This is a genomic window from Nocardia sp. NPDC056000, from assembly GCF_042269265.1.
Taxonomy (GTDB): Bacteria; Actinomycetota; Actinomycetes; order Mycobacteriales; family Mycobacteriaceae; genus Nocardia.
The window spans coordinates 95,437-111,234 of sequence record NZ_JBHJXS010000018.1 but is presented as its reverse complement, the minus strand read 5'-3'; the positions used below and the strand labels follow the sequence as shown (position 1 = coordinate 111,234).

Here is a 15,798-nt window from a genome sequence, read left to right as displayed (position 1 = left end):
CGACCCCTACCGGTTCCGCACCAGTAGCGCGTACTGCGCGGCGGCCCGCTGGTGCACCGATTTCTCATCGGTCGCGTTCACGATCGCCACGTAGCGGCCGTCCTGGACGACGCAGTAGTAGACCGGCACGATCTGTTCGTGCCGAAGACATTTCGCGTCCGGCACGGGCGGATTCGCCAGGGGGGTCTGCATCTGCCCGTACCCGGACTCCTCTTTCGCCAGGCGGCGGGCGGCGGTCGCGTCGCGCAGCCGGAACAGCCAGCCGCGATCGATCAGGGCGATGCTCTCGATGGCGTCCTCGGCGATACCCGCCGCCGTGCTCGCCGCCGGCAGGGCCAGCCGGGAACCATTGGGGCCGTAAACGACTCCGCTCGGTTCGAGGTAGCTGCCCTTGCCCGCGATATTGGACCCCTGAATCTTGGTGATGTACGGGTATGACCATTCGCCACGCGTGGTCGGCACCATGCGCCGCAGCATGCCGTCCGCATCGAACCGCAGTTTGGGCAGGTCCGGCACCGGGGTGGGCTGGAATCGGTCCAGGCGCGGCAGTTCGACGGCGATCGCCTTGGACGCGAGCCTGGTCAGCTCACCCAGATCGGGGTTCGGATACCGCACGAAAATCGCCACCACGTAGGTCCCGTGCGCGAGCACGAATCCGATCGTCGGCACCGTGGGCCGCCAATGTCCGCGCGCCGCAGGGTATTCCGGCAGGGTGACCGGTGCGTTCTCGGGATTCACCGCGAAATCCGCCGCCTCGATCTCGGCGGCCGCGGACTGCGCCGCCGTGGCGTCGGGCAGCCGCAGCACGGTGATGCCCACCGACCAGGGCGGATCATTCGCCGGGCAATTCTTCGGTGGGCAGCCGTTCACCGAATACCCGGCCAGCATCCCGTATTTGGTCAGGATCGGCACCGCGACATCGGCCAGAATGCCCATCGTGTCGGCCGGGCGCGGCAGCGGCAGCGGGAAGGACGGGCTCAGCGACGGGTCCACCTCGCGCGGATCGGTCACCGCTTCGGCCATGCGCGCCGATTCGATGAGGCGACCGTATTTGTCCTTGGAATTGCTCGGTTCGGAGAGCGTCTCCGCACCGAATTCACCGAAATCCAGTGTGCTCAGGTCGATATCGGCGGTGGTCGCGGATCCGGGCACCGTGCGGGCGCCCCACAGCAGCACCGCGATCAGCATTGCGACCACGATGAAAGCGAGCGCGCCGAGCGCCGCGCGGTTAGAGCGGAGCATCGGGCCACCAGGTGTCGAGCAGAGTCTGACCGGTCACCGTGATGCTCCAGAGGTCGATGACGCAGAAATTGCGGGCCGGATCGTCGAACGCGATGCGCACATTGCCCTGTGGTACGCCGCCGCCATTGCTGTCGCCCCAGGCGATGCGCCCCGCGCCACTGTCGCGGGTCCACAGCTTGCTACCGGCGACGGCGATCGGCGATCCGATATCCGGCATGGACAGGCGGCTCGATAGACAGTGCACCCAGATCATGTCCACCGGATCGCCGTCACCGCTGCACACCAGCCAGATCTGCTGCCGCCGCACATCCAGCGCCGCCGCCGCGCCCTGCTCATCCTTGGTCTCGCACCACAGACCGCCGTAGCCGCTGGTCGTCGGAGTGCGCGGCAGCAGCTTCGGGAAGGCCGCGACGGCGAATCCGGCCACGCCCCACGGGCCGCTGTCATCGGTGATCGGGGCCGCGGAAATGGTTGCGGGGGAGGACTTCTCGGGATGGTTGGTGCCGAGCACGAATGCGGTGGCCGCGATGGCGAGTACCAGGGCGACGGCGGCGACCGCGCCCGACAGCAGGCGTTTGCGGTATCCCGCCGGGTGCGGGACGGGCGCGACCGCCTCACCCCGCAGCGCCGCGCCCGCGGCCTCGGCGAGCGCACCGCAGCTCCGATAGCGCTGATCCTGTTCCTTCGCCATCGCCCGCGCGATCACCCGATCGAACTGTTTGGGCAGACCGGGCACGACTTCGCTGGGGCGCGGCGGCGGCTCCATCAGATGCGCCTGCATCACCGCGACGGCCGTCTCGTGCGGGAAAGGCTTGGCGCCGGTGAGCAATTGATACAGTGTCGCGCCGAGGGCGTAGACATCGACGCGATGGTCGAGGGTTTCGCCGCGCAGCTGTTCGGGGGCCGCGTACGCGACGGTCGCGAGCACTTCACCGGCGGCGGTCAGCTCGGTGGATTCGCCTATGGCGCGGGCGATTCCGAAATCGGTGACCAGCACCCGATCCGGGCCGTCCGGATCGGGGGAGACGAGGATATTGGCGGGCTTGACATCGCGATGCAGCAGTCCCGCCGCATGCGCGGCGTCCAGACCGCTCGCCGCCTCGGTGACCACGTGCACCGCGCGTTCGGGCGGCAGTCCCGCCGGGAACTCGCGCAGCAGGTCGGCGGCGTCCGCGCCCTCGACGAACTGCATTGCGATCCAGAGGGATTCGTCCTCCACACCGCGATCGAGGATCGCCACCACATTCGGATGCGCCAGCCGGGCGGCGAGTTCGGCCTCGCGCAGGAAGCGCGCCCGGAACTCGTCATCCGAACTGCTGGTGTCGGAAAGCACTTTGAGCGCGATCTGGCGGGGTAGTCGCGGATGGCGCGCCAAGTACACCGAACCCATACCGCCCGCGCCGAGCTTGCGTTCGATCCGAAAGCCCGCGAACACTTCTCCCGCCCGCACGGACAGAGTGTCCGTTTACCGACCGGTCTCGTCAATACCCTGCGATAAATATCGGCTAATGCCAGTGGTATTCGGCGCACAGGCGATGCGCGACGCGGTCGAAGATCTTGCGCGGCACGATCGCACCCTCGCGCCGGATACCGTCCTCCGGCACATCGAGCACCCGATCCAAGCGCACCCAGCTGGAGCGTCCCGCGTGGTCCCACGCGCCCGGCCCGATACCGACCCAGTTGGGGTGATGCTCATGATCCTCATTGGAGGACAGCATCAATCCCAGCAGCGTGCCGCGCTCGCGCCCGACCACCAGCACCGGCCGGTCCTTCCCATTATTGGGGTCTTCCTCGTAAGGCACCCAGGTCCACACGATCTCGCCCGGATCGGCCCGCCCGTCCAACTGCGGGCTGTACACGATCTGCCGCGCCCGCTCCCGCGACGGCACACCCGCCGACGACGTCGGCCGCACCTTCACCGGCGCGGGCTTCGGCGAGATCGCACGCGCCGCCCGCCCCCACACCGAAGACCCGGCCACCCGCTCGATCAACTTCGGTCCCTGCTGCTTGACCAGATGAGAACCCTGCTCCTTAGCCACGATCCCCAACTGCTTCCCCAGCGCGTTCCACCTGCCAGCCATGCGGGGAGCATAGTGGCGTCGCGCCCGGTTCTCATCCGGGCCGGATTCGCCTGTGCGTACGGGGATTTCGCGGTACCGTCCGACGATTCGAAAACGACATGTTTCACATAAGGGGAATTGCGTGATGACCAAACGATTCGCGAGCCTGTGTGGGGTGGTGGCCGCAACCGTGTCAGTACTCGCGCTGGCCGCGCCGAACGCCTCGGCGACCGTGAACAACCTCACGATCAATCATGAGAGCTACCAGACTCCGGGCACTTTCGTGCTGGACGCGTTCACCGATGACCTGGGCCCGGTGTGGTTCCTCGACAACGGCACGGTCATCTCGGGGAGTCCGATGACGCCCAAGCGCATCATCGACGAGACCGCGCCGTGCCCTGGCTCGTGCTGGGTCGGAATCACTTGGTATCCGAAAACGCTGGGGACCCACCACATCGTGGCCCAACAGCGCGCCGCCGACGGTTCGGTGCTCACCTCCCGGGCGGCCGACGTCAATGTCACCACGCTGCCGAGCAGCGGCAGCTCCGATCTGCTCACCGGCAGCGCCGGGTAGGCAACGGTCGAGCCGGGGCGCGGTGCACCCCGGCACGCACCGTAGACTTCGGGGTTGACATGCCGCTGGTTTGCCATGCCGAGGAGTGACTCCGATTAGCAGTTTCGCCGATACGACGTTCACTGATCCGTCCAAGATCAGGAACTTTTGCATCATCGCCCACATCGACCACGGGAAATCGACCCTGGCCGATCGCATGCTGCAACTCACCGGTGTGGTCGAGGAGCGGGCCATGCGCGCGCAGTACCTGGACCGGATGGATATCGAGCGGGAACGCGGTATCACCATCAAGGCGCAGAACGTGCGGCTGCCGTGGCAGGTCGACGGTGAGGACTATGTCCTGCACCTGATCGATACGCCGGGGCACGTCGACTTCACCTACGAGGTGTCGCGTGCGCTGGAAGCCTGTGAAGGCGCGATCCTGCTGGTCGATGCCGCACAGGGGATCGAGGCGCAGACGCTCGCCAATCTGTATCTGGCGATGGACAAGGACCTCACGGTCATTCCGGTGCTGAACAAGATCGACCTGCCGGCCGCGGATCCCGATCGGTACGCCGCCGAGATCGCGCACATCGTGGGCTGTGAGCCCGAGGATGTGCTGCGGGTCTCCGGTAAGACCGGCGTCGGCGTGGCCGAACTGCTGAATGAGGCCGTGCGCGTGGTGCCGCCGCCCGTCGGGCAGGCCGACGCTCCGGCGCGCGCCATGATCTTCGACTCGGTGTACGACACCTACCGCGGTGTCGTCACCTATGTGCGTGTGGTGGACGGCAAGCTCACCCCGCGCCAGAAGATCAAGATGATGTCCACCGGGGCCACGCACGAACTGCTCGAAATCGGCATCGTGTCACCCGAACCCAAGCCCACCCAGGGGCTGGGCGTCGGCGAGGTGGGTTACCTCATCACCGGTGTGAAGGACGTCCGCCAGTCCAAGGTCGGTGACACCATCACCAGCGCCCGCGACGGCGCGACCGAGGCGCTGACCGGATACCGCGAACCGCGGCCCATGGTCTACTCCGGGCTCTACCCGGTCGACGGCTCGGACTACCCGAACCTGCGTGACGCGCTCGACAAGCTCCAGCTCAACGACGCCGCGCTCACCTATGTGCCGGAAACCTCGGTGGCCCTGGGCTTCGGCTTCCGCTGCGGCTTCCTCGGACTTTTGCACATGGAGATCACCCGCGAGCGCCTCGAACGCGAATTCGGGCTCGACCTGATCTCCACCGCGCCCAACGTGATCTACCGCGTGGTCATGGAGGACGGCACCGAACATGTCGTCACCAATCCCTCATACTGGCCCGAGGGCAAGGTGAAGGAGATCTACGAACCCATCACCAAATGCACCGTGATCGCGCCGAGCGAATTCATCGGCACCATCATGGAGCTGTGCCAGGCGCGGCGCGGTGAGCTGCTCGGCATGGACTATCTGTCCGAGACCCGCGTCGAGATGCGGTACACGCTGCCCATGGCGGAGATCATCTTCGACTTCTTCGACTCGCTGAAATCCCGCACCCGCGGCTACGCCTCGCTCGATTACGAGGAGGCGGGCGAGCAGGCCGCCGCGCTGGTCAAGGTCGACATCCTGTTGCAGGGTGAGGCCGTGGACGCGTTCTCGGCGATCGTGCACAAGGATGCCGCGCAGGCGTACGGGCACAAGATGACCACCAAACTGCGCGAGCTCATTCCGCGTCAGCAGTTCGAGGTGCCGATTCAGGCCGCCATCGGATCCAAGGTCATCGCGCGCGAGAACATCCGCGCCATCCGCAAGGACGTGCTGGCCAAGTGCTACGGCGGTGACATCAGCCGTAAGCGCAAACTGCTGGAGAAGCAGAAGGAAGGCAAGAAGCGGATGAAGACCATCGGCCGCGTCGAGGTCCCGCAGGAAGCCTTCGTGGCAGCGCTGTCCACCGATTCGGCCTCGGACGGCAAGGCCAAGAAGTAACTCTCGGAGTCGAGAGAAACAATCAGTGCCCCGCTGCCTGACGGCAGCGGGGCACTGTTGTAGATGGAGTGGGGGTGGGCCGCCTGACGGCCGCGAAGCCACCGTGGGGCGGCGGCTCGACTGGCGAAAGCTTCGCGGTGCAAGGCTTGCCATGCGAGGTTTGCGAAGTTCGGGTTGGGCTGTGGGCGTGCGATTTCCGAGGTGATTTGCCGGTCGGGCACACGGTTGGCTTTGCAGCCAGATTCTGGGGCTTCCGTACTGATATGCAGGGTGACAAGCTATGTGTCGCACGGCTGTACACACCGGCTCCTACCTGGTGGATGTGACAGACCGGGTATCCGGAAATAGGGTGTGAAACGAGTTTGAAGACGGCGGTCCGCCAGCGGCGGACCGCCGATCCTTGAGAGCGGGAGCCTGTATGACGCGTGAGCGGCCTATCGACGACGACGCATCCGGGACGGGCGACGATTACGCGGGCGATACCGCGTACCAGATCGCCAACGGTGTGGCGCGCACGGCGAGGGCTGGCGCGTATGTGACGGGTGGAGCGCTCATCGCCTCCGCGGGGACGCGCAGCGGCGACGGTCCGGCTCCGGCCATCGACCATGACAGCCGCAATGTGAGCTGGCAGCAGGCCAACGATCCGCAGCCGGACGTGCCGAGCCCGACCCTCACCTTCCCGGACCTGACCGCCGACCAGCTCCCGCCCGCGCAGCTGCCCACCGGCATGCTGCCGGTCGCCGCGCAGGACAATCAGCACTACGGCACCGATGCCGGACTGCTCCCGGCCGATTACGGCTCACAGCCTTCCGCCGATACGAGCATGTCCGGATTCAACGGCGTCGGCATTCCGGACACCGATCTGCCGCTGTCCTTCCGGCTGCCGGACTATCAGCAGCAGCCCGGATACGAACTGCCCAACGGCGGCGGACCGGTCGACTCGAATCAGCCGTGGGAGCCGCAGCAACCGGGCAACGGCGATTCGGAATGGCAGCTGCCCGATACCGGCGGCTCCGATGGCGGCTGGCATCTTCCCGATACCGATGGCTCCGGTGGTGGTTGGCAGATCCCCGGCGCCGATGGTTCGGGCTGGCAGTTGCCCGGCGCGGATGGTTCGGGCTGGCATATCCCGGGCGCGGACGGCGGCGGCGGTTTCGGCTGGCAGATGCCGGGCGGCGACGGTGGCCACGGCTGGCAGATTCCGGGCGGCTTCAAGCTACCCGGCGCGGACGGACACCTACCCGGGATGGGGAACCTGCCCGGAGCGAGCGATCCCATCGGAAGTGGTTCGCACGGCGGCATTTTCGACGGTATCGGCGACGGCCCCATCGGCATCGCGATCGATACCAACTGGGCCGTGAACATGCATGTCGGCCTGGACGGCGTGCATTTCGAATCGAACCTGCAGGTAAATATCGGCGTCGGCAATGTCGGCCATCAGCTCGATCAGTTCACCCAGGATATGGGTCAGGGCATCGGGCACATCCCGAACGGCATCGACCCGAACGGCAATCCGCTGCCCGCCGGTTCCGCGCCCTGGGGCAGCGATGCGGTGAACCCGAGCACGCAGACCACCGGCGCGAATCCGCCCGGCCAGCAACCCAATTCGCAGACCGCGTCGGCCACCGACCCGCACGGCGCGACCCCCGGACCGCACAGCGGTGTGCCGGGCGCGCAGGTGCCGGGCGTCGACCCGCACGGTCCCGGAGCCGGTGCGCCGGGTGCGGGTATCGGTGCGCCGGGTGCGCACGGTGCCGGAACCGGTTCGCACGGCACGGGTTACGGCTCACACGGCGCGGGAAGCGGTGCGCCGCTGGGTGGTTCGACCGGTGCACCCGGTACGGCTCCCGGCTCCTCCTTCGGCCTGCCCGCCGGCGGGACGGGTGCGCCCGCACCCGCCTATGTGGCCCCGGCCGCACCCGCGCCGATCGCGACCCCGGTCGCTCCGGCCGCGCCCATCGTGGTCGCCCCGGTGGTGCCCGCCGCCGTCGCCCCCGTCGTGGTGGCTCCGGTCGCGGTGGCGCAGCCGGTGGTCGCGACCCCGTTGCAGACCACCATTCAGCCCGATGCCGCACAGCATCCCATCGCGAATCTGCTCACCCCGCCCGGTCAGTCGCCGCTGTACGCCTCGGCGGCCCAGGCGCCCGCGCTCTTCGAACACCACGGCAATCATCCGGTGCTGCTGGCCAATGGCGGCCATCCGGACGTGAGCGCGATCGCCAAGCCCACACCGGTGACCACCGAACCGGGCACCACCGTGCCCAAGATCAGCGTGCCGCCCAAGACCGATCCCGCGCTCACCACGGTGCCCCCGGTACCGGTGACCACCAAGATCCCGGGCATCACCGATCCGACCACGACCAAGCTGCCCGGTATCACCCTGCCGACCACCACCGCGCCGCACACCACGGCACCGCACACCACGGTTCCGCCGGTCACCACGGATCCGGATACCGGCACCACGCGTCCGAACACCGGCGGTGACACCGACGGCCACAGCACCGCGCCGACCATCACCCCGCCGAGCGATACCGTTCCCACGCATCAGCCGCCGGTCACCAACCCGTCCCATCCGAGCTCGGACGGGACGGTGCCGACGGTAGCGCCGACCGTACCCCCGGTGACGCTGGATCCGCCGGCGGCCACCGTGCCCGCGGTGCCGACCGGACAGCCGCAGACCAATCCGCCCAAGCCGCAGGACGCGCCCAAACCGGCGAAACCCATTGCCGAGGTGAATGATTCGGGTCAGCACCTGATGCCGATCGCGGACGATTCCGCACTGCATCCGGTCTACCTGATGCATGACGGCGGCCTCGGCAGCCACCTCATCACGGACGGCAGTCTCACCGACAGCCACTTCCCGGTGCATGCCGCGTTCGACCATACGCTGCTGTGAGCGGTGTCGAACGCCTTGTCGCAGTGAAGAATCCGGACACGATGGGCCCGTTGCTCGGGCTGCTCGACGAGCTGCTGGAGCCGGTGCACGCCGCGGGCCGCGCGGATCTGGCCGGACGGCTGGGCATCGCGCGTGCCCGGCTGTCCGATCCCCGGGTGCGCCTGGTCGTGGTCGGTGAGTCCAAGAGCGGAATGAGCACGCTGGTCAACAGTCTGATCGGCGCGCCGGTGAGCGCGACCGACAGCCCGTCCAGCGTGCCGGTGATCGCCGAGTACGGACCGCATTCCAGCGCCACCCTGGTGCGCGCCGGTAGCAGCGGCGGTGTGGCCGAACGGCAGTCCGTCGATCCGCGGCAGGCGGTCGCCGAATCGGCCGCCGGTGGTGTGCTGCGGGCCGAATTCACCGAGCCCAGTGCGCTTTTGGCGGAGGGCTTCGTGCTGCTGGACGCACCGGGTTCGCCCGCGGACACCCCGGCCACCTGGTCGCTGCTGGCCGTCGCCGACGCCGTGCTCTACGTCGCCGATGCCGTGCGGCCGTTCACCGCCGGGCAGATCGGGCAGCTGCAACGCATTCAGCAGGTGTGCCCGACGGTCGTCTGCGTGCTCAACAAGATCGATCAGTATCCGCAGTGGCCCGAGGTACAGCAGCATGATCGGCGGCTGCTCGACGCCGCCGGACTGGCCTTCGCCGTCGCGCCCGCCTCGGCGCGGCTGCACGAGCACGCCCGCTCCACCGGCGATCAGCAGATGGATCTGGAATCCGGTGTGCCGCAACTGCTCGACCATCTGCGCGACTATGTGCTCGGCAATGCCGACGCCGTCGCCGCCGATGCCGCGGTGCGCGATATCGGGCTCATCAGCGATCATCTCGCGCTCGCGCTGCGCACCGAGGCCGAGACGCTGCGCGATCCGCGCCGCTACGGCGTCATCACCGAACAACTGCGCCGCACCCGCGAGGAGGCCGAACAGCTGCGTCAGCGCACCGCGAACTGGCAGGTCACCCTCGCCGACGGCGCGGGCGAATTGATGGCGGACACCGAACATGATCTGCGCCACCGGCTGCGGAGCCTGATCCGCGATGCCGAGGCCGACATCATGAAGCGCGATCCGGCCCGGCGCTGGGCCGAGTTCGGCGCGGACCTCGATGCCAAGATCTGCGAGGCGGTGGAGGAGAACTTCGTCATCGCGCACTACCGCTCGGTGGAGCTGGCCGAGCAGGTGGCGGCCAAGTTCCCGGACCGCGGTATCCCGACACCCGAACTGCGCCTGGACAATCCGGGCGAGGTCGGCGAGGTGCTGGAACCGGTCACCTCGCTGGATAAACTGGACAGTGCCAAACCCGCTGTGGCGCAACAGTTCCTGAATATGCTGCGCGGCTCCTACGGTGGCGTCCTGATGGTCGGCCTGGCCACCAGCCTGCTCGGCATGTCCCTGGTGAACTGGTACTCCGCCGGTGCGGGCGTACTGCTCGGCGTCAATGCCCTGTGGGACGACCGCAAATCGCGCAAACAGCGCCGCCAGGCCGAGGCCAAGGTCGCCGTCGCCCGCCTCATGGACGATGTGATCTTCCAGGTCAGCAAGGAATCGCGCTACCGCCTGCGCGCGGTGCAGCGCAATCTGCGCGACCACTTCACCGAAATCGCCAATGAGACACTGCGTTCGGTGGACGCCTCACTGCGCGCCGCCGAGGAGGCCGCCGCCGTGCATTCGGGCGCGCGCCGCGAACAGCGCCTCACCGAAATCGAGTCATCGCTGGTGCGCCTGCACGATCTGCGTGAGCGCGCCGACGCCCAGGGCGGCGGAAACCCTTCGTACTGAAGGGTTTCCGCGCCGGTCAGGACCGGCCGGGGTGGGCCGGGTTGAACTGGCCGGAGTGATGCGATTCCTCGGCGCGAATGACGTGCATGACCGCGTTGATCAGCGCCAGGTGCGTGAACGCCTGCGGGAAATTGCCGAGGTGGCGGCCGGTGCGGGTATCGATCTCCTCGGCGTAGAGCTTGAGCGGGCTGGCGTAGCCGAGCAGTCGTTCGCACAGCTGGCGGCCGCGCGCCAACTCGCCGATCTCCACCAGCGCGGACACCAGCCAGAACGAGCAGATGGTGAAAGAGCCCTCCTCGCCGGACAATCCGTCATCGGTGGTGTCGGTGCGGTAGCGCAGCACCAGCCCGTTCTCGGTGAGTTCATCGGCGATGGCGAGCACGGTGGCGCGCACCCGATGATCGGTGGGCGGCAGGAAGCGCAGCAGCCCCACCAGCAGCAGCGAGGCGTCCAGATTGTCGCTGCCGTAGGTCTGGGTGAAGACCCCGGCCTCGTTCACGCCATTGTCGAGCACGTCCTGCCGGATCTCGTCGGCGATGTCATGCCACTTCTTGGCGTAGTCGAATTCCCCGTGCCACTCCGCGAGTTTCGCGCCGCGATCCAGCGCCACCCAGCACATCACCTTGGAACAGGTGAAATGCTGCGGCTCCCCGCGCACCTCCCAGATGCCACGATCGGGATTGCGCCAGTTCTCGATCGCCGCCTGCACCTGCCGTTCCAGCATGGGCCACAACGTCTCCGGGACCTGCTGCCGCGATTTCACGTGCAGGTACACCGAATCCAGGATGGTGCCCCAGATATCGTGCTGTTCCTGGTTGTACGCGCCATTGCCGATGCGCACCGGCCGTGCGCCGTCATATCCGGACAGGTGCGACAGCTCGGATTCGGTGATCTCGCGCTCGCCGCCGATACCGTAAAGCACCTGTAGCGGAAGGGCTTTGCCGTTCCCCTCGGTGGTGACATCGTGCAGGAACGCGAAGAAATCATCCGCCTCGCGATCCAGGCCGAGCGTGTACAGACCCCACAGCGCGAACGTCGAATCGCGCACCCAGGTGTAGCGGTAGTCCCAATTGCGTTCCCCGCCGGGGGTTTCCGGCAGTGAGGTGGTGGCCGCCGCCATCAGCGCGCCCGTCGGCGCGTAGGTGAGCCCCTTGAGGGTCAACGCGCTGCGCTGCAGATACCCGCGCCACGGATGATCCGGGAAGCGCCCCAGCGTGATCCACTGCCGCCACGCCTCGGTGGTGGTCCACATCTTCTCGGCGGCTTCCTCGAAGGTCTTGGGCGGCTCCAGATCCGACCAGGACAGCGCCACGAAGACCTGATCGCCCTCCTTCATGCGGGTCCTGGCACGGGCCTCGCGTCCCTCCAGCCCGAGCCGCAGATCGGTGGTCAGGGTCAGCGACGGGCAGCCCTCGCGCTCGCTCGAGGCGGTGGCCTGCTCGTACACGTCACCGCTGTACTCCCAATTGGCCGCGCCCAGGTGATAGTCGAAGGCGGGTTCACAGCTCATCTCCAGCTCGACCACGCCGTTCACGCATTTCACCGTGCGCAGCAGCATGTGCTCGGCGTCCCAGTCCATCGGGGTGCGCTTATGCGAGCGGCTGCGCGAGCGATTGTTGTGCCACGGCCCGAGCACCAGGGCATCGCGCACGATGAGCCAGCCGGTCTCGGTCTGCCAGGTGGTCTCCACGATCAGCCCGCCGGGCAGATAGCGCCGTGCGGCGGGCACATTGCGCCCGTACGGCCCGATCCGGAAGTGTCCGGCGCTGCGGTCCAGCATGGACCCGAAAATGCTGGGGGAGTCCGGTCGCGGCACGCACATCCACTCCACCGAACCGTTGCGGGCGATGAGGCAGTTGGTCTCGCAATCGGACAGGAACGCGTAATCGTCGATGGGCGGGAACGGCGAATAATGGCCGGTCCCGGTCGCCGAGGGCAGGAATCCGTCATTGAGCGGGGCATCCGGCCTATCGGTCGAATCCCGCGGCGGGTCGAATGAATCGCCGCCGAGCGGGCCGGTCTCGCTGCCCAGTGGCCGGGTGTCGGACTCCGGTTCGTCGTAGGACTCCATGTACATATCTTCTGTCCAATCAGCCCGAATCGTCCACCATCACGTCTTCGGCCTAGGCTGATGTCGTGCATCGGATCGCAGGATGGTGGGACGGCGTCGAACTATGGGTGGCCGGCCTGCCGTTCGTCCCCCAGTTCGCCGTGGTGCTGGCCGCCATGGTGCCGGTTTGTTTCGCCATCGCCTACGTGCTCGATCGCGTGCTGCGGGTTGCGCTGCGCGCGCTGGGCCGGGATCGGGTGGCTGCACAGGAGGCCGCGGCGCCCGCCGCGCAGCCCCGTCGTATGCGTAAGGAAGCCGCCTGATGCCCCGCTCTCGTGTGCAGCTCGCTTTGATCGCGCTGCTCGTACTGGTCGTCGTCGCTTGGCTTTTCGCGCGCTGAGTTGGTCGGTTGTTCATCGGCTGAATCGCCACTAGTGGCCCACATTGTCGGATGCTGCGCGTACGCTCCTGCACCATGTCAACCGATGAAGGCTTGGAACTGGAGACGTTGCTGTCCGAGGAGGATTTCGAGGAGGAGCCGCGTCTGATCGCGACTCACCTCGCGGGCCCGGACGAGGTCATCGAAATGGTGAAGGCGGCGCAGCTGCTCGGCCTGGGCGTCCGCCTCGTCAATCGCATCCGCCCCGATGAGGAGGATGCCGAGAGTGCCACCGAAGAGTGGATTCTCGACATCCTGGAAGCCCCGCCCGTTGTCGAAGGCGACGAGTAACCCCGTCAGTTCCTCGTTTCCCCGTCCCGCCATTCGCTGAAACGCTTCCCGATCTTCGAAACCGTTTCGCCCACTTCCTGACCCACCGTGCCGACCGCGGATCCGACATCGCGTCCGAGGTTGCGCACGGTGCGGATCAGCGGATCCTCGGATTGATCGAAGTTCTGCCGGTACGCCCGCGCCGCCTCCTTGACCTGATCGCTGATCTTCACGTTCCGGTCATGCTCGCGCAGCGGGTACTGCCCGGACAGAATCCGGTCGTAGTCACCGCTGGTGATCCAGCGCCGCAGTTCGGCCGCGCGCAGCACCGAGAACGGGTGCGTCTGCAATTCCAGATTCAGCAGTTTCAGCACGCCGTCGCGCAGATCGCCGGTGCGGTCGTAGTCATCGGCCTGTGCCAGGAACGCCGCATGGCTCATCTGATCCACGCGCGAGCCGCCCGCCAGCTTCATATGCACCCGCACGGACGCGTCGACGTCCTGTCCGCACAGCAGTCCCGCGCGGTCCCCGGACAGTTCGGATTTGCGGCTCCACTCCATCAGCGCGGCCACGATCGCGCGTAAAGCCCAGCCGCCCACCGGAACCCAGCCGATGCCCGCGGCCAGATTCATCAGATGCATGAGCATGGTCCGGTACACCGCGTGTCCGGACAGTGCGTGCCCGAGCTCATGCCCGACCGCGAAGCGCAGCTCCTCGGGATCGAGCAGATCCAGCAGTCCGGTGGTGAGCACGATGAACGGCCGGTCCATACCGATGGTGAAGGCATTGGCCGTGGGGTCCTGGAGCACGAACAGCTCCGGGGTGGTCTTGGCGTCCAGGATGCGCACCGCGTCCGCGCGCAGATGGTGAATGTTCTTGAATTGCCGCTCGTCCACCCGCACCGCGGAGGCCAGGTACAGCAGCCGGTGCTGGCGTTCGGCGAGCAGTCCGGACAGCGTGCGCAGCAGTACATCGAAACCCGAGAGCGAGCGCAGCGTGACCAGCGCGGTGCGGTCGGCCGGATGCTCCCAGGCGCGGGTCGAAATGCCGGGGAACTCCCGGCGAACTCGATCAGGACTTGTCATAGGTAGATCCCCCGTGTGCATACTCACAGTGATTCGCGGCCTTACCGGCCGCTCTGCTACAGTCTGCCGCGTGTCGTCGAGTGTTGTGCCCCAGGTCCGCCATGAATTGGCGTTGATCGCTGTGGGCTGCCTCGTGGTCGCGGACATTCACTGTCGCTGATTGCCGACCGGGCACCGCTGCATGTCTGAAGTAGACTGGCGCGCGCACCTTTCGCAGTAGTTCCCGGATCCCAGACGGTCCCGATTCCTCATCTCGGACCGCAGCGCCACCGTCGCTTCGTAACGACGGGTCTACGGCATCACCTCATTACCCGCCTCCCCGGTATGCACCCGGCGGGTTTCTCGAAAGGTCCACCCCGATGTCTCGCAACTCCCGGCTTTCTCGCCGATCTATCGCCGTCGCCCTGACCGCGGTCGCAGCCACCGTGCTCACCGCGTGCGGTGGCGGCGCGAGCGATACCTCCGACAAGGGCGCAGCCGACGGTAGCGGCGGCACCCTGAACCTCTACGCCTACGCGGTCCCGAAGCCGGGCTTCGACAAGGTGATCCCGGAGTTCAACAAGACCGATGCCGGTAAGGGCGTGCAGTTCCAGGCCTCCTACGGCGCCTCGGGCGATCAGTCCCGCAAGGTGAAGGACGGCGCGGAAGCGGACGTCGTGAACTTCTCCGTCGAACCGGACATCACCCGCCTGGTGGATGCCGGTCTGGTCGACGCGAGCTGGAATGCGGACGCCAACAAGGGAATTCCCTTCGGCTCGGTCGTGGTCATCGCGGTCCGCAAGGGCAACCCCAAGGGCATCAAGGATTGGGACGACCTGCTCAAGCCGGGTGTCGAGGTCGTGACCCCCAACCCGTTCTCCTCGGGTTCGGCCAAGTGGAACCTGCTCGCGCCGTACGCGGCCAAGAGCGAGGGCGGTAAGAACCCGCAGGCCGGTCTGGACTACCTGTCGCAGCTGATCACCCGCGATCACGTGAAGGTGCAGCCGAAGTCGGGTCGTGAGGCCACCGAGACGTTCCTGCAGGGCACCGGTGACGTGCTGCTGAGCTATGAGAACGAGGCCATCTTCTCCGAGCGCAACGGCGATCCCATCGAGCATGTGATCCCGCCGACGACCTTCAAGATCGAGAACCCGGTCGCGGTCCTCAAGAACAGCAAGAACGCCGCCAAGGCCACCGCCTTCCGCGACTTCCTGTACACCCCGGCGGGCCAGAAGGCCTGGGCCTCGGCCGGTTTCCGTCCGGTCGACCCGAAGGTCGCGGCCGACTTCGCCAAGGACTTCCCGACCCCGCAGAAGCTGTGGACCATCGCCGACCTCGGCGGCTGGAAGGCCGTGGACAAGGATCTGTTCACCGCGAACACCGGAACCGTGGCGCAGATCTACGACAAGGCCACCAAGTAGTCGAGTGACCTGGCACACAAGCGATA

General features: G+C 67.1%; 13 protein-coding genes. 8 read left to right on the top strand and 5 right to left on the bottom strand.

Features of this window, described 5'->3' with window-relative positions; translation table 11 throughout:
• Positions 1-6 precede the first annotated feature (6 nt).
• The 3 genes from ACFC4D_RS41125 to ACFC4D_RS41115 are packed head-to-tail and all read right to left on the bottom strand — an operon-like array spanning position 7 to position 3,323.
• Positions 7-1,242, bottom strand: coding sequence for a hypothetical protein (locus tag ACFC4D_RS41125; RefSeq protein WP_376071670.1), 1,236 nt, complete (start codon positions 1,240-1,242; stop codon positions 7-9).
• On the bottom strand, positions 1,229-2,692 hold the full coding sequence (locus tag ACFC4D_RS41120; RefSeq protein ID WP_376071668.1) for a serine/threonine-protein kinase: 1,464 nt from the start codon (positions 2,690-2,692) through the stop codon (positions 1,229-1,231). Before ACFC4D_RS41120 ends, ACFC4D_RS41125 begins: the two co-directional genes overlap by 14 nt.
• Positions 2,693-2,747: 55 nt before the next feature.
• Positions 2,748-3,323 carry a type II toxin-antitoxin system PemK/MazF family toxin gene (locus tag ACFC4D_RS41115; protein WP_375955094.1) on the bottom strand — a complete coding sequence of 192 codons (576 nt, stop codon included), beginning with the start codon at positions 3,321-3,323 and terminating at the stop codon, positions 2,748-2,750.
• A gap of 124 nt (positions 3,324-3,447) precedes the next feature.
• Here ACFC4D_RS41115 and ACFC4D_RS41110 point away from each other — a divergent pair, with 124 nt between their 5' ends.
• The 4 genes from ACFC4D_RS41110 (at position 3,448) to ACFC4D_RS41095 (ending at position 10,528) form a co-directional block, all read left to right on the top strand.
• Positions 3,448-3,876 carry a hypothetical protein gene (locus ACFC4D_RS41110; RefSeq protein ID WP_375955092.1) on the top strand — a complete coding sequence of 143 codons (429 nt, stop codon included), beginning with the start codon at positions 3,448-3,450 and terminating at the stop codon, positions 3,874-3,876.
• A gap of 85 nt (positions 3,877-3,961) precedes the next feature.
• On the top strand, positions 3,962-5,815 hold the full coding sequence (gene lepA / locus ACFC4D_RS41105) for a translation elongation factor 4 (RefSeq protein WP_375955090.1): 1,854 nt from the start codon (positions 3,962-3,964) through the stop codon (positions 5,813-5,815).
• A 418-nt stretch (positions 5,816-6,233) separates the two neighbouring features.
• The gene (locus ACFC4D_RS41100) at positions 6,234-8,711 is read left to right on the top strand and encodes a hypothetical protein (protein ID WP_376071667.1); all 2,478 of its coding nucleotides are present in this window, start codon (positions 6,234-6,236) and stop codon (positions 8,709-8,711) included.
• Complete coding sequence (locus ACFC4D_RS41095; protein WP_376071664.1) at positions 8,708-10,528, top strand: hypothetical protein; 1,821 nt, start codon at positions 8,708-8,710, stop codon at positions 10,526-10,528. The genes ACFC4D_RS41100 and ACFC4D_RS41095 overlap by 4 nt, the downstream gene beginning before the upstream one ends.
• 16 nt (positions 10,529-10,544) lie before the next feature.
• On the opposite strand, the gene ACFC4D_RS41090 is transcribed toward ACFC4D_RS41095, so the two are convergent.
• On the bottom strand, positions 10,545-12,599 hold the full coding sequence (locus ACFC4D_RS41090) for a glycoside hydrolase family 15 protein (RefSeq protein ID WP_376071662.1): 2,055 nt from the start codon (positions 12,597-12,599) through the stop codon (positions 10,545-10,547).
• A 65-nt stretch (positions 12,600-12,664) separates the two neighbouring features.
• Here ACFC4D_RS41090 and ACFC4D_RS41085 point away from each other — a divergent pair, with 65 nt between their 5' ends.
• Together ACFC4D_RS41085 and ACFC4D_RS41080 are read left to right on the top strand one after the other, a co-directional pair.
• Positions 12,665-12,901 carry a hypothetical protein gene (locus ACFC4D_RS41085; protein ID WP_364629863.1) on the top strand — a complete coding sequence of 79 codons (237 nt, stop codon included), beginning with the start codon at positions 12,665-12,667 and terminating at the stop codon, positions 12,899-12,901.
• Positions 12,902-13,053: 152 nt separating this feature from the next.
• Positions 13,054-13,308: a hypothetical protein gene (locus ACFC4D_RS41080; protein WP_364629866.1), complete on the top strand. Its 255-nt coding sequence runs from the start codon at positions 13,054-13,056 to the stop codon at positions 13,306-13,308.
• 5 nt (positions 13,309-13,313) lie between these two features.
• Here the strand turns inward: ACFC4D_RS41080 and ACFC4D_RS41075 are convergent, their stop codons facing one another.
• A complete protein-coding gene (locus ACFC4D_RS41075) occupies positions 13,314-14,372 on the bottom strand; it encodes a M48 family metallopeptidase (protein ID WP_375955083.1) in 1,059 nt (352 codons plus the stop codon).
• 70 nt (positions 14,373-14,442) lie between these two features.
• Between ACFC4D_RS41075 and ACFC4D_RS41070 the strand changes: the two genes are divergently transcribed.
• Complete coding sequence (locus ACFC4D_RS41070) at positions 14,443-14,532, top strand: Ms4533A family Cys-rich leader peptide (RefSeq protein ID WP_324192512.1); 90 nt, start codon at positions 14,443-14,445, stop codon at positions 14,530-14,532.
• A 199-nt stretch (positions 14,533-14,731) separates the two neighbouring features.
• Positions 14,732-15,772, top strand: a complete 1,041-nt coding sequence (locus tag ACFC4D_RS41065; protein ID WP_376071659.1) for a sulfate ABC transporter substrate-binding protein — start codon at positions 14,732-14,734, stop codon at positions 15,770-15,772.
• Positions 15,773-15,798: the final 26 nt, after the last annotated feature.